Genomic DNA, 13,280 nt, shown 5'->3' with positions numbered 1-13,280 from the left:
GGCTCCAAGGCGATCCCCTATTGACTGTTTTCGAACGCATCCATTCTATAGCCGAAACCAAATACGGTTTGAATAGCGAATCCGTTTTCCGGACGAAGCGCCAATTTGGACCGGATGCGCGAGACATGCATATCCAGAGTGCGCGTTTCCAGATCTACATTGCCGCCCCAAACCTGCAGGAAGATATAGTTGCGCGATAGCGGGCGGTTCAGATTGTCGAAGAACAGCGCGGCCACTTTGAATTCTCGCGCAGTAAGCTTTGGCGTTTCGCCATTGACCTCGATAGTCTCTTTGAGACGGTCGATCTTGTAATTGCCAAAATCGTTATGGCGCGGCTTCTGGTTGGTTTCCAGCCTGCGCCCCGCGGCTTCTATCCGGGCGATAACAACTTCGGCGGTCTCGGGCTTGATAATATAGTCGCTGGCGCCTTGCTTGAGGCCGCGGACCACGTCCGACTTTCCCGACCGGCTGGTCATCAGGATGAAAGCGGGCGGGCTTTTCAGCGCCTCGCCGGCCCACTCAATGACATCGATGCCGGTGGCTTGCGGCATGTTCCAATCGAGCAGCACGACATCGTATGTCTCGCGCTTCAGCGCGACGATCAAATCCTGCCCGTTCTGGAACTTGTCACATTGGTGCTCGGATCCCTCCAACATGCCGGTGATCTGATCCAAAATTTCTGGATCATCATCTGCAACAGCAACGCGCATCTTATACCCTCCAATTAGTTTTTCGGGCTTATGATGATTTTACACAATCAATCCAGCAAATGTGCGGGCATTTTACAAATGTTTACGCAGACAGTTCAATCGCTTGGCAATTCTTGCACAACCGATTCCCATGTTCCGCTGGCCTTAACAGTGCCGCTTTCCAGAACGATTAGCTGGTCAGCATTTTCTAGTGCCGGCAAGCGGTGGCCGATTATAACAACTGTTAATTCGGCATGGAGCGTTTCGATCATTTCCCGAATGCGCGCTTCGTTGGCTAGATCCAGAGCGCTGGTTGCTTCGTCGAGGATCAGAAGCTGGGGCTTTTGCAGCAATGCACGCGCGAGGGCGATCCGCTGCTTTTCGCCCCCCGACAAACGCTGTCCCGCATCGCCGACAATTGTTTCGATGCCTTCTGGCAGGGCATAGACAAATTCCGCCGACGCTTTCTTGAGGGCCGCTTCCAGATCATCCTCGCTCGCGCTTTGGTCGGCCCACAGCAGATTGTTGCGGATTGTGTCGTGGAACAGGAAAACATCCTGCGGCATATAGGCGACTGACTTGCGCCAGTTCAGGCGGCTTTCCGCGTCCAGCGCGTGCCCGTCGACCGATACGGTTCCGGTTTCCGGCGCGAGGAGCCCCATCAGGATATCTGCCAATGTCGATTTGCCCGCGCCGGACGTCCCCATAATCGCTGTCGTCTTTCGGAACGGAATTTCCAGACTGACATCGTTTAGAGAACGCGCGTCGCGCGTCTTGTAGCTGTAGGACACATTGGACAGTTTTATGGACTTGCCCAGGGTGATGGGTTCGCAATCGTTGCCTTGCAAAACCGGCTCGCTGACCTTGCCCGCCTCTCGGGTGAGATCGTGGTAGTTGTCCATCACCGCTTCGGTATGTTGGAGACCGTTTATTTGCGTTTGCACCAATCGGATTTGCGGAGAGAGGCGCGCAAAAATCACGATCAGGATCAGCAGAACCGGCAATTCGAGCTCGAGCACTTCGATTCCGGTATAGAGCATGGCAACCAGAACCAGCGCGATTGCGATCTGGAAGATCAGCCCCATTGCCGCGTTGAGTTTTGCAAATTGCAAAGTTCGCCCGCGCAGCTTTGCGCGGATCGCCTTCATCATCGCGCTGGACCGGTTTTCGCTGCGCAGGATTTTGACCAGCTTGAGACCTGACAGCCCCTCCTCAACGGTTTGCTGGACGTTCTTGTTTGCCTGGCTCAGCAACATGCCATGCCGATGCGCAACCTGGTGTTGGTGGCGCATCAGAAAGAAAATCAGGCCGCCCAACACTGTCGCAATGGCTGCCATCACCGGCGACAATGTAAAGGCCACGACCACGTAAACGCCAATCGAGATGAGCGAGATGATCAGGCGTACAGACTGGACCAATGCCCCGCCAATGCGATTGACTTCGGTAATCAGCAAGCTCGACAGATCGGACCGCTTTTGCGCGACCACCCAATCCCATCGCGATTCCAGAATGGCGTCGAAACTGCGCGTCCGCAGCCCGTCCAGCACTTCGAGCCGGAACCGTTCTGACACCAGCGTTTGAAAGTAGACAATGACCGCGCGCAGCAGGTTGAGCGCGAGAAACGCGCCGAGCAATCCGGTTAGCGTGATCGGGACGCCGACAAAGGTCAGGCCTTCGATGATATAAGCGACGATGCCCGTGGGCTGGGATTGGACTTCCTGCAGCGTGCCGAGCAACGGAACCAGCAGTACCAACCCGATGCCTTCTGTAAGGCTGGAGAGAACCAGAAGAGCAAAAAACAGCAACGACCGCTGGCGCGATGCGTGCCACATGATGCCCAAATATCTGAAAATCACCATAGGGCTTGTTACCGCAAGGTTCCCCCAAAGCAATCCATATGCTTTGGAGGATTGCAGCCCGCGGCTTTATCCCGAAGCGAGCGCTACGTGTCGCTTCATATGGTGGTCGACATTGCCGAACTCGGAATCGAAAATCGTCAACCGTTTGAAATAGCTTCCGATTGCGAGCTCGTCGGTCATCCCCATACCGCCATGGATCTGGATGCTTTCCTGTCCGATATGATGCGCGGCCTGGCCAATGCGAACTTTCGCCGAAGCCACGGCTTTCTTCCGTTCGGCTTCCTCTTCGCCCAGCTTAAGCGTCGCCAGATAGGTCATCGAAACCGACTGCTCATATTCGGTGTACATATCGACCATGCGGTGCTGCAGCACCTGGAACTTGCCAATTGGCGTACCGAACTGCTTGCGTTGCCGCGAATATTCGACGGTCATTTCATGCGCGACTTTCATCGCCCCGCAGGCTTCGGCGCAATGTGCGGCAATCGCTTCGTCAGTGACCAGTTCGATCAGCGGCAAACCATTGCCTTCTTCACCGATCAGCGCATCGGCAGGGATCTGGACATTCTCGAAATAAACCTCAGAAGCGCGGCGGCCATCGACCGTGGGATAATCGCGGGTAACAATGCCATCGGCGTTCTTATCGACCACGAATACCGACACACCTTCGCGATCGCGCCGTTCGCCCGAAGTGCGTGCGGTGACAATCAGATGCGATGCCCAAGGCGCTGCGATCACAACCGCCTTGTGGCCGTTCAAGACATAGCCGTCGCCGTCTTTCTTGGCGGTGGTTTCCAGATCGGCATAGTCATACCGGCCGCGCGGTTCGGCATAGGCGAAGGCAAACACTTTGCTGCCATCGATAATGCCGCCGAGATATTCCTCTTTCTGCGCAGCGTTGCCCGCATGTTTGAGGAAGCCGCCCGCGCAGACCACGGTGGGAACGTAAGGCTCAACCACAAGACCGCGCCCGAACTCTTCCATCACCACCAGAGAATCGATGGGGCCGCCGCCAAAGCCGCCGTCTTCTTCTGAAAAGGGCATGCCCAACAGACCCATTTCGGCGATCTGCGCCCACAATTCGGGGCGCCAACCACTATCGCCTTCGATGACTTTGCGGCGTGCTTCGAATTCATAGCTCTCGCGCACAAGCCGGGTCAGGCCGTCGCGCACCATGCTTTGTTCTTCGGTGAAATTGAAATCCACGATAGTTCTCCGGGTGGTGTCTGTTGCTTCGGGCTTAAAGGCCGAGGATCATTTTGGTGATGATATTGCGCTGGATCTCGTTCGATCCGCCATAGATCGATGTCTTGCGCATGTTGAAATAGGATGCGGCTGCATGCTGCGCATAGTCAGGACCGATCGGATATTCATTCGATCCGGCGTCTGGAACATCGCGGTAATAAGGCGTGCCGTAATGGCCGACCGCTTCCAATGTCAGTTCGGTAAGGCGTTGCTGGATCTCGGTGCCCTTGATCTTAAGGATCGAGCTTTCCGGCCCCGGACCGCGTCCGGCTTCTTCGCCGGCCAGCGTGCGCAATTCGGTGATTTCCAGCGCAGCCAGATCGATCTCCAGCTGGCTGACTTTGCGCGCGAAATCGAAATCTTCGATCAGCGGTTTGTCGTCGAGCTGCTCGTTCGCCGCGATGCTGCGCAATTGCTCTACCGCGCGTTTTGAACGCGCGACGCCGGCAATGCCCGAACGCTCATGCGCGAGCAGGAATTTGGCATAGGTCCAGCCGCGGTTTTCCTCTCCGATCAGATTTTCAACCGGAACGCGGACATCGGTCAGCCATGTCTCGTTGACCTCGTACCCGCCGTCGATCAGCTTGATCGGGCGCACTTCGATGCCGGGCGTTTTCATATCTACCAGAATGAAGCTGATGCCTTGCTGCGGTTTTTCCGCATCGGGATCGGTGCGGCACAGGAAGAAACCCCAATCGGCGTGTTGCGCCAGCGTGGTCCAGGTCTTCTGGCCGTTGATTACATAGTGGTCGCCATCGCGCACAGCGGTGGTCTGGAGCGAGGCAAGGTCCGAACCGGCGCCCGGTTCGCTGTAACCTTGGCACCACCACACATCGCCGCTGCGGATGCCGGGGAGATGCTGCGCCTTTTGTTCTTCATTGCCGAATGCATAGATCACCGGGCCGACCATCGACACGCCGAAGGGAAGCGGCATGATCGCATTGACCCGGGCATTTTCCTCAGACCAGATATAACGCTGCGTCGGTGTCCAACCGGTGCCGCCATATTCTTCGGGCCACGCCGGAACCGACCAGCCTTTCTTGCCAAGAATCTTGTGCCATGCGGTCAAATCCTCGGGCGCCATATCGTCGCGAAGCCCGCTGCCTTCCTGATTTTTCGGGTAATTCTCTGCGATAAAGCTGCGCACTTCATCGCGGAATGCGATCTCTTCTGGGCTGAATTCCAAATTCATCGGACGACTCTCCTGAGATGTGTTTGCAAGCTGCTTACACGACTGTCAGCATCAGAAAAGAGGGCTTCCGTTACGTCAATTTGCCTAAATCTCGACAAAACATGGCCGCTATGGTCAGATGTGCGGGATGAGCATCAAGGAACTGCAGCAAGCCATTGAAGACATGACCACCGGCATTGCTGCCCGGTCAGCAGAAATTGAGGAAGCGCGCCGGTTGCCCGCCGACATCGCCGAGGATCTGGCGAGGGCAGGGCTCTTCAATATCTTGAAGCCAAAGGAGTTCGGCGGCCTCGAATGCACTCCGCGCGAAATGATGGACCTCATCGCAAGCCTCGCGCAAATCAATGCCAGTGTCGGATGGTGCGTGATGATCGGCGCCACATCGACCTTGGCGGGGGCCTATATGGAGAAATCCGCCGCGCAGGAGATCTACGGCAATCCCGGCAATATCCATGGCGGTGTGTTTGCCCCGATGGGCAAGGCCGAAGACATGGGCGATCACTATATGCTGAACGGCCAGTGGCAATGGGGGTCGGGATCGGCCAATTGCGCATGGCTGAGCGGCGGCGCAATGATCTTCAAGGATGGCGAGTTGCAGCGGTTGGAGAATGGTGCGCCGTTGCACCGAATGCTGTTTTTCCCGGCGAGCGAAGCGGAGTTCATCGATACGTGGCATGTCGCGGGGCTGAAAGGCACCGGCTCGGGCGATTTCAAAGTCTCCGGACTGCGCGTTCCCAAGCAGCGCAGTGTTGGCTTTACGACCGACCAGCCGAGGCTCGCGGACCCGCTGTACAAATTTCCGCTGTTTGGATTGCTGGCGCTGGGCGTTGCTTCGGTGACCTTGGGCAATGCGCGCGGGGCGCTGTCAGAAATCACCGAAGTGCTGCAATCCAAACGCACCGCGGGCGGCGCACGCAGTCAGGCGCAGCGCGCCACCGTGCAAGCAGATATTGCGCGCGCAAGCGCTGCACTGCGCGGCGCACAGGCGCTGCTGGAGAAAGAAGTCGAAACGGCCTGGCAAGAAGCATCTGGAGAGGATGCCATTTCGGTTGCAGCGCGCGGCGATCTGCGGCTGGCCTGTGCGCATATGGCCGAAGTTGCAGCCGATATTTGCAAGACTGCCTATACGCTTGCGGGCGGAAGCTCGGTTTATTTGAGCAGCGATCTGCAGCGGCGATTCCGCGATGCCCATGTCGCCACGCAGCATCTTGTGGTCGCGCCAGCGACGTTTGAGCTGGCGGGACGGATTTTGCTTGGTGAACCGGTCGATACAGCAACGCTCTAGCCGGCGAATGTGCGAGCATTGCCTGCCGCACAGGTGACAGTTTTCGTCATCTGACATCCAAAACTCTGTTTTGTAATATGCGTGTCACGCAATTGAGGCACGACTCCGCATCGAGACGGAGTGAGTGACCCATGCGCATCATCAGCATTCTTACTACTGGCGTAGTTGACGAGGAATGCGAGGATTTCGTCCATGGAGACGAGACCTACAAGTTTGACCGGATTATCCCGGGCGACCCTCCAAAACTTATCGAAGGGTCTGTCTGGATTTTCGTTGATTGGCTGTTGCCGGAGCTGTCCGGTCTGGAGATGTGCCGCCGTCTGCGTGCCGATCCGCGCACGAGCGATGCCCACATCACCATTCTGCTGGAACAGGACAGTTTGGAAGACCGGCGCCGGGCACTCAGCGCAGGCGCAGACGATTATTTTGTCGGAAGGCCGAGCCGCAACCAAATCCTCGACCGGGTCATGACGGCCAAGGCGCAGGGGGGCAGCTACGCAACGAGGCAGGTCGAAACAGGCGATTGGAGCATTGATCTCGGGGCGTTGAGAGCGAAATGGCAGGGTACGCCAATCGATCTGGGCCCTACCGAGTTCAAGCTGCTTCGCTTCTTTATCGAAAACCCGAACCACTTGCTGGAACGGCGGGACATCATCAATGCCATCGGCAAAGGGGAAGCGATCATCCAGGATCGTACGGTTGATGTGTGGATCGGCAGGCTACGCCGCGCCCTGATTGCGGCGGGCGCTCGCAATCCGCTGTCTACGGTCCGCGGCCGGGGATATGTTTTCGAAGTCTAGCGAGAGCTAAGGGTTTGGAGTTTGGCGTGGAGCTTCACCAATCGGCCCCACACCATCCTTTGCTTCTACCAAAGATACTCGTCAGAACTCGGCTGAGATCGAAAAGCTGAAGCTCTGCCCCACTTCAAAGCTGTTGACTTCGATCCGATCGGTTCCGTTCGACAGAAATTCGAAATTGTCGCGGCCGAATATGTTCCGCGCTTCGAATTTCAGTTCCAATGGAACTTTGAACAGTTCGACACCCTGACGCGCGACGAAGTCGATGCTCAGTCCAGGATCCTCGACAATGTCGGGAAGCCCGGCGGTGCCGCGCCGCGTAACACGCTTGCTCGCATAGTTGGCGAGGATGGTGAACTGCTGCAGGATCGCTTCATCTTCCAGGCTGAACTGCACGTTCAGCAGATGATCGGACTGACCCGTCAGCGGATCGCCATCATTGAAGAACAGCGATGCATCATTTTCCAGCGCGCCGACACCGGCTGTGAAGATCCGGGTTGTGTCGCCGGTTGCAACATTCAGCTGGGACTGGGTGTAAGTATAGTTGGTGACCAGAATGAGTTGCTTGTCGTCGAACCAGCCACCCCAATCATAAAGGCCCTTGGTCAGTTGGAGCTCGACCTCGCCGCCATACAGCGTTGCGCCCGGGGCATTGGCGAAGCGGGTGGTAAAGCTGGTGTCGGCACCAATCGAGACATAGGGCTCGATCGGATTATCCAGATCCTTGTAGAATCCGGCAACCGACAGCCGGTTTCCGCGGTCAAAATAATATTCGATGCGGGCTTCGGCGTTGAGCAGCTCTGTGTCGGTCAGCGCCGGATTGCCGATATACTGCCGCTGGTTATCCGGGTCTGTGTAAGGCTGGAAAATCAACTCGCGAAATTGCGGGCGGGCGATAGTCTTGGAGATACTCGCGCGCGCCTGAAGATCGTCGATGATCTCCCAAGTGATTGTCGCACCCGGCAGGAAATAGTCATTATTGAGCGATGTGTTGGCGAGCGAGACGAAGGGAACATCGAAACGCTGCACTGTCGCAACCGACTGTTTGGCATCCTCGTAACGAACGCCAGCATCGATATTCAGGCCGAATGCGGGTGTGATCGTCGTTTTTACGTAACCGGCCTGAATTTCCAGATCGGCTTGAAAAGCGGGGTCGGTTTGTGTGGGTTCGGTCAACCCGATGCCGTAAAAATCGATTATGGCATCCCCCAGCAAAAGGTCGGGCCGCAATGCACCAACGCCCGGCGGAATATTATCGCCATCGATCAGAAACTGGCGGCGCTCGGAAAAGCGGCTGGTGTCGGTATAGGCATAGCCAGCGGTAACCGTGAGCCAGTCCGCCAGCGGATAGCTGAGATCAATACCGCCGTAATACAGATCCTCTTTGAGCTGCGAGAATGCAACAGAGGCGCTTCCCCGCTGGCGATCGAGGACGTTGATGAAAATGTCGCCAGTGTCCTGGTTCGTCTGATTGGTCCGGACATACACGAATTCATATTCGTAAGGCGCTTCGCGCTGCGTCTGCGCATAGCCGCCGCGCAGATCGACGCCGAGATCGCCAAATTCCAGCTCCGCCACCAGCTGGCTGTCGAGCAATTGGCGTTCGTACCAGCCTGTGTTTTGCGTGATGGTGCTGTCGCCATCGATGATCAGCTCGCCGAAACCCAGCCCGGTTTGTTTCAGCGTGTCGCGAATGAACAGGTTGGTCCAGCGGAATTTATGATCGCCAGCTTCCAAGCCGAAGCCGAGCATCGCATTGCTCAATATCCGGTTGTCAGTGATGAAATTGCGCGAATCGCGGTCCAGTTGCAAATCGAGCGACCGCGGGTTTTGTGACGATACAACCTTGGTCCGCAGCTTGTTGCTGACCGATGCGGTCGCGATGATGCCAAGCCTGCTGTCGCTTCCGATATCGAAAGCGGTCCCGCCGGTGATGCCTCCGGAGAAGTTCGGGCGCACCTCGCCAACTTTCTGCACCACAACGAGGTTCGGATTGCCGAGTTGGCGGACGATCGCTTGTTGATCAACGGCCTGGTCCGAAATTCTCAAGCCGCTGTCGAAAAAGGCCTGAAGAGCCGGCGGTACATCGCGGGTTCCGTCGTCAAAGCCGAAATAATCGTAATCGGACCCATAATAGTCGAGGCCGTTTCCGAAGGTGGTTTCGGTATCCCCGCTGATCCCTGCGCTAATTTTCAGGAAGCTTTCTTCGGGAATGGCGCGGGTGGTCAAATTGATGACACCGCCGCCAAATTCGCCCGGGAAATTGGCCGAGTAAGTCTTCTGGACCAAGGACGAGGCAATCACGTTGGTCGGGAAAATGTCCAAAGGCACGACGCGGCTGAGCGGCTGCGGAGAGGGCAAGGGCAAACCGTTGAGCAATGCCAGCGAGTAACGGTCTCCCAAACCGCGGACATAGACATTGCCGTTACCAACGACCGACAGTCCGGTCACGCGGCCCAATGCGCCCGCAATGTCGCCTTCGCCGGTGCGCGCAATCTCTTCGCTTGAAAGCACCGATACAACTTGCGGGGAGGCCCGCATAACGTCGCGGTTGCGGCGCCCGGTAACAACGATTTCACCGCCCGGTATAGAGATATCCGGATCCTCGAATCCTTCGTCTTCGGGCTCAGCAGCTTGTTCCTGATCGGGAAGCGTTGCTGCACCGCTTTCGGGTGTCTCGGTATCTTGTGCCAAGGCAGCGCCCGGGAAGGTCAGCGCGCTTGTGAGCAGGAGCAGTCCCGTCAACCGCTTGCTTTTGGTCATGTCGAAGAGCCCTTCATCGTAAAGGTCCAGTTTTTGCGGGGCGTTGCGTGCGCCCGAATGTGAAAAAGGAGGCCGAGTCCGGTGGCAGACCCGACCTCCCGGGAGGTAACTGTTTACGACGTGTAGACAGGCAGAGAGGTACACGCCCCGCTATTGTTGCCGAAAGAAATGCTGGAAGAGTCGCAAGTCCAGCCTTCGAAACGGGTGTCGCCAGAGCGCGCCGCGCCAACAAAGCCGGCATTCTCGAAGAAGCTAGAGAGGCCGGTCGGGTCGAATGCGGTCAGTGCATCCTCATTGGCACCATTGATATAAGTCATGCTCAGCGTGTTGGTCAGCGAAGCATTGTTATTTGCACCGGCATCGAAGCGGGCCTGAACGCCTGCGGCGGTGGTTCCGCTGCCGTCGCGGAAGTCCGTCGCACAATCGAGAGCGAGCGACTGGAAATTGACCGGTCCGGACTCGTCGATCCCTGCACTCGCTGCACGGTTCAGCGCTTCATCCCCATCGACACGGATACAAGCCGTACCGTTCGATGAAGCGTCAACGATGATGGTGTTGAGCAGTGCGTAATCTGCGCGTCCGCGAATACGGACCACCTGATCGTCATTCTTGCGCTGGATGAAGGTTGCGTTCGATATTTGCGTGTTTTGACGCGGGGTGTTTTCTTCCAATGTGTTAGAAGAGTCCGCCTCGATGATTGTGTCGCCGGTGTCAGCGCGCTGCACTGCGACGACATATTGCAGATTGGCCTTCACACCGGTGTCGGTGTCAATCGAGTCATCCTCGGCGCCGACAACAACAAGGCCCCTGATGTTGACCAGCCCGCCGAAGAATTCGACCCCGTCATCCGCGCTGTTGAACGACATGATGTTTTCAAATGTGGTGCCCGAACCAACGCCGCCTGTGGTCAGCGCTTGCAATTCGTCGCCATTGGCGAGGACCGTGCCGGAATAGCGAAGCTGGACAAAACGGACGCTGCCCGAATTGTCACCCGGCACGTTGCCACCGTAACGTGGTGGTGTTGTCGTGCCTTCAACTTCGCGTTCGCAGTTGACCGAACCAGGCGTCGCTGTGTTCGAAAGACAGTCGGTTACCGGCGCGCGACCGTTGATGATCAGACCGCCCCAATCGCCGGACGATGTGTCGCTGTTTTGACCGAGCACGTTTTGCTGGCTGGTAAAGATGATCGGGCGCGCGGCGGTTCCGTTTGCTTGGATTGTGTTGCCGCGGTTGACGTTCAGATAAGAAGCACCGAGCCCCACCAGCGTTACGCCGGGGTCAATGGTCAGCTCTACATTGGTATCGCTCAAACCATCCGACGCGTCAGCCGCTGGTCCGCCATCGGTGCCGACATCAACTTGACCGTCGATCAAGTATAGAACGGCGGCTGTGGAAGGGGTGAACTGGAGCGCCGAGCTGCGGTTGAAACGCGCAGGCAACTGGCACAGCAGATAGGACCCTGTCGGGCCGGTGATGACACCGCGATTGGTCAGGCCTTGCGGGTCCGCGATGAACGGGCAAGCGGTTGCTGCCGTCGCCATCGCTGTCCCTGTTGGGGTGGGCGTTGGCGTGGGTGTCGGTGTTGGATTGTTGATGATCACATTGCCGCCAGTTCCTGGCGAGGCGATTTCCTCGGCACCACAACCAGCAAGAGCCAGCGCGCTGCAGCCAAGGATAAGAGTACGATGCAAATTGGTCACGGGTTAGCCCCCTAAAAGCCGAAAACTGATGGATGCGAACGAAAGATCGCGACTCGCCAGCTAGGAGGGGAACATGACTCTTTTTTTGCAGTTTCCACCGATTCCAAAAAGCGACTGATTTAAGTCATCAAGCTGACTTTTGTGACGGATTTGCTGGTCTGGTTTCAAACGCCGGCGAGTTACCATTGGCGGACCATCGCTCAATGTTTCAGTTTTATGACAATGTTACATTTTTATTGCAGATTGCGGGTTCGGGAGGCAGTTTGACATCGGATTTTGGGAGAATGTCTATGCCTTTTGGTACTCTGATTACGGCGGTTGCAATGCTGCAAGCCTCTGCTGGGAACGCGGAAGCTGTGGATGTCGCCTTTGAAGAAATGGTCGCGCAAGAGAACACTGCGGCGATCGAAAGGATCGAGGCGAGCAATGCGCTCGATGCCGACGATCCGGCGCAGCTCATCAATCTGGGCATTGCCTATGCGCGAGAGGGCCGGATCGTTGAAGCACGTGCTGCTTTGCAAGCAGCGGCCAAAGCTGAAACGCGATATCGCTTGGAAACGGCATCGGGCGACTGGGTCGACTCGCGCTGGTTGGCCAAGAAGGCGCTGGCTATGCTCGACCAGGGCCAATTGACCGAAGGGCGGCGTTTCGCGTCGCGCTGAGCTGAGAGATCAAGTCACGCCTTCTGTGCGTTGGACACTTTGAAATCGCCCGGTAAGTAATCCGCTTGCCGGGCGTTTCGCTTTTTCCTGTAGAAGACTGTCACTATCTGCGCCGTTCTGCGGCGTTGTTGTCACCGTAATGTCACGAAGAAAGCCCAATGGGCGCGCATGCGGTTGATGACGATTCTTTCAAAAAAGTGCCTTTGCGTGCTGGGCGGAGCCTTGGCTCTTTCGGCAAGTCCGGCATCTGCTGATGTGATGGAAATCGGCGATTCCGGCGCGCACTGGGTGGCGGGCGGTCCGGCTGCGACGCCCGCAGCGCCGACCTTTGCGCAAGCCGCGCCGCCCGTTCAAATCACTGCCGACTTTACCGTGCCGCAGGCTGCCATAGCCGATGCGGCCAAGCAGGCGGGATTGGTGCCCGCCGCCTATATGGCGAAAGTCCAGGAGCTATCCGCCCGGTTTGATCTCAGCCCGGCTTTGATCGAGGCACTGGTGTGGCAAGAGAGCCGTTGGCGCGCGAATGCCGTTTCACCCAAGGGTGCGCGCGGTCTTGCGCAATTGATGCCCGGCACTGCGCGAGAGCTCGGGGTGAACCCGAACGATCCCTTTGCCAATCTGGAAGGCGGCGCTCGCTATCTGCGTCAGCAGCTCGACCGGTTTGACGGAAATCTGGAGCATGCGCTGGCCGCCTATAATGCCGGGCCAGGCCGTGTTGCCAAGGCAGGCGGGATCCCCCGCATCCGCGAAACACAGAAATATGTAGCGGCCATTATGGGCCGTTTGTCCAACCATTCACGGGGTACACAATAAATGCGAGTTTTTACGCGGATCGGTGCGCTGATTGCACTACTGTCGCCAACAGCGGCTTTGGCCCAACAGGCCGCCGATCCACAAGGGTCTGGCCCGATCGTAAATGCGCTTGGTTGGATGCAATCGACCTTGCTGGGCACGGTGGCCACTACCATAGCGGTAATGGCTGTTGCCGCGGTCGGCTTCATGATGCTGACAGGCCGGATGAACTGGCGCTTTGGCGCGACCGTGATTATCGGGCTGTTTATCCTGTTCGGCGCGAGCACAATCGTCGCCGG

The 13,280-nt window shown here is 57.3% G+C and carries 11 protein-coding genes; 5 read left to right on the top strand and 6 right to left on the bottom strand.

The annotated features are described in order from the left end of the window. Window positions 1–17: 17 nt before the first annotated feature. The 4 genes from GRI41_RS09095 to GRI41_RS09080 all read right to left on the bottom strand — a co-directional run bounded on the left by GRI41_RS09095 (window position 18) and on the right by GRI41_RS09080 (window position 4,982). Window positions 18–710: a response regulator transcription factor gene (locus tag GRI41_RS09095; RefSeq protein WP_160604729.1), complete on the bottom strand. Its 693-nt coding sequence runs from the start codon at window positions 708–710 to the stop codon at window positions 18–20. A gap of 95 nt (window positions 711–805) precedes the next feature. After that, window positions 806–2,548, bottom strand: coding sequence for an ABC transporter ATP-binding protein (locus GRI41_RS09090; protein ID WP_160604728.1), 1,743 nt, complete (start codon window positions 2,546–2,548; stop codon window positions 806–808). A gap of 66 nt (window positions 2,549–2,614) precedes the next feature. Continuing rightward, on the bottom strand, window positions 2,615–3,751 hold the full coding sequence (locus GRI41_RS09085; RefSeq protein WP_160604727.1) for an acyl-CoA dehydrogenase family protein: 1,137 nt from the start codon (window positions 3,749–3,751) through the stop codon (window positions 2,615–2,617). Between the two features lie 34 nt (window positions 3,752–3,785). Next, window positions 3,786–4,982: an acyl-CoA dehydrogenase family protein gene (locus GRI41_RS09080; protein ID WP_160604726.1), complete on the bottom strand. Its 1,197-nt coding sequence runs from the start codon at window positions 4,980–4,982 to the stop codon at window positions 3,786–3,788. Window positions 4,983–5,109: 127 nt separating this feature from the next. Between GRI41_RS09080 and GRI41_RS09075 the strand changes: the two genes are divergently transcribed. Together GRI41_RS09075 and GRI41_RS09070 are read left to right on the top strand one after the other, a co-directional pair. Further along, window positions 5,110–6,267 (top strand): acyl-CoA dehydrogenase family protein, encoded by a 1,158-nt coding sequence (locus tag GRI41_RS09075; RefSeq protein ID WP_235901184.1) that lies wholly within the window; start codon window positions 5,110–5,112, stop codon window positions 6,265–6,267. 131 nt (window positions 6,268–6,398) lie between these two features. Continuing rightward, window positions 6,399–7,067: a response regulator transcription factor gene (locus GRI41_RS09070; RefSeq protein WP_160604724.1), complete on the top strand. Its 669-nt coding sequence runs from the start codon at window positions 6,399–6,401 to the stop codon at window positions 7,065–7,067. An 81-nt stretch (window positions 7,068–7,148) separates the two neighbouring features. Here the strand turns inward: GRI41_RS09070 and GRI41_RS09065 are convergent, their stop codons facing one another. Continuing rightward, window positions 7,149–9,827 (bottom strand): TonB-dependent receptor domain-containing protein, encoded by a 2,679-nt coding sequence (locus tag GRI41_RS09065; protein WP_160604723.1) that lies wholly within the window; start codon window positions 9,825–9,827, stop codon window positions 7,149–7,151. Between the two features lie 113 nt (window positions 9,828–9,940). Further along, window positions 9,941–11,527, bottom strand: a complete 1,587-nt coding sequence (locus GRI41_RS09060; protein ID WP_160604722.1) for a hypothetical protein — start codon at window positions 11,525–11,527, stop codon at window positions 9,941–9,943. A gap of 290 nt (window positions 11,528–11,817) precedes the next feature. On the opposite strand from GRI41_RS09060, the gene GRI41_RS09055 reads away from it, so the two are divergent. The 3 genes from GRI41_RS09055 to GRI41_RS09045 form a co-directional block, all read left to right on the top strand. Further along, window positions 11,818–12,189, top strand: a complete 372-nt coding sequence (locus GRI41_RS09055) for a hypothetical protein (protein WP_160604721.1) — start codon at window positions 11,818–11,820, stop codon at window positions 12,187–12,189. A 177-nt stretch (window positions 12,190–12,366) separates the two neighbouring features. After that, a complete protein-coding gene (locus GRI41_RS09050) occupies window positions 12,367–13,002 on the top strand; it encodes a lytic transglycosylase domain-containing protein (protein ID WP_235901183.1) in 636 nt (211 codons plus the stop codon). After that, the coding region (locus GRI41_RS09045; protein ID WP_160604720.1) for a TrbC/VirB2 family protein at window positions 13,003–13,280 on the top strand (278 nt) is incomplete at its 3' end.

This window comes from Pontixanthobacter aquaemixtae (genome assembly GCF_009827395.1).
Lineage (GTDB): Bacteria > Pseudomonadota > Alphaproteobacteria > Sphingomonadales > Sphingomonadaceae > Pontixanthobacter > Pontixanthobacter aquaemixtae.
Note: the sequence above shows the minus strand (reverse complement) of the source record. Positions and strands in the feature narration are given on the sequence as shown.

Excerpts from the sequence above, each read along its gene's own strand:
- GRI41_RS09090 (WP_160604728.1), bottom strand. The coding sequence starts at position 2,548 with ATGGTGATTTTCAGATATTTGGGCATCATGTGGCACGCATCGCGCCAG.
- GRI41_RS09075 (WP_235901184.1), top strand. The coding sequence starts at position 5,110 with ATGAGCATCAAGGAACTGCAGCAAGCCATTGAAGACATGACCACCGGC.
- GRI41_RS09065 (WP_160604723.1), bottom strand. The coding sequence starts at position 9,827 with ATGACCAAAAGCAAGCGGTTGACGGGACTGCTCCTGCTCACAAGCGCG.
- GRI41_RS09095 (WP_160604729.1), bottom strand. The coding sequence starts at position 710 with ATGCGCGTTGCTGTTGCAGATGATGATCCAGAAATTTTGGATCAGATC.
- GRI41_RS09070 (WP_160604724.1), top strand. The coding sequence starts at position 6,399 with ATGCGCATCATCAGCATTCTTACTACTGGCGTAGTTGACGAGGAATGC.
- GRI41_RS09055 (WP_160604721.1), top strand. The coding sequence starts at position 11,818 with ATGCCTTTTGGTACTCTGATTACGGCGGTTGCAATGCTGCAAGCCTCT.
- GRI41_RS09080 (WP_160604726.1), bottom strand. The coding sequence starts at position 4,982 with ATGAATTTGGAATTCAGCCCAGAAGAGATCGCATTCCGCGATGAAGTG.
- GRI41_RS09050 (WP_235901183.1), top strand. The coding sequence starts at position 12,367 with ATGACGATTCTTTCAAAAAAGTGCCTTTGCGTGCTGGGCGGAGCCTTG.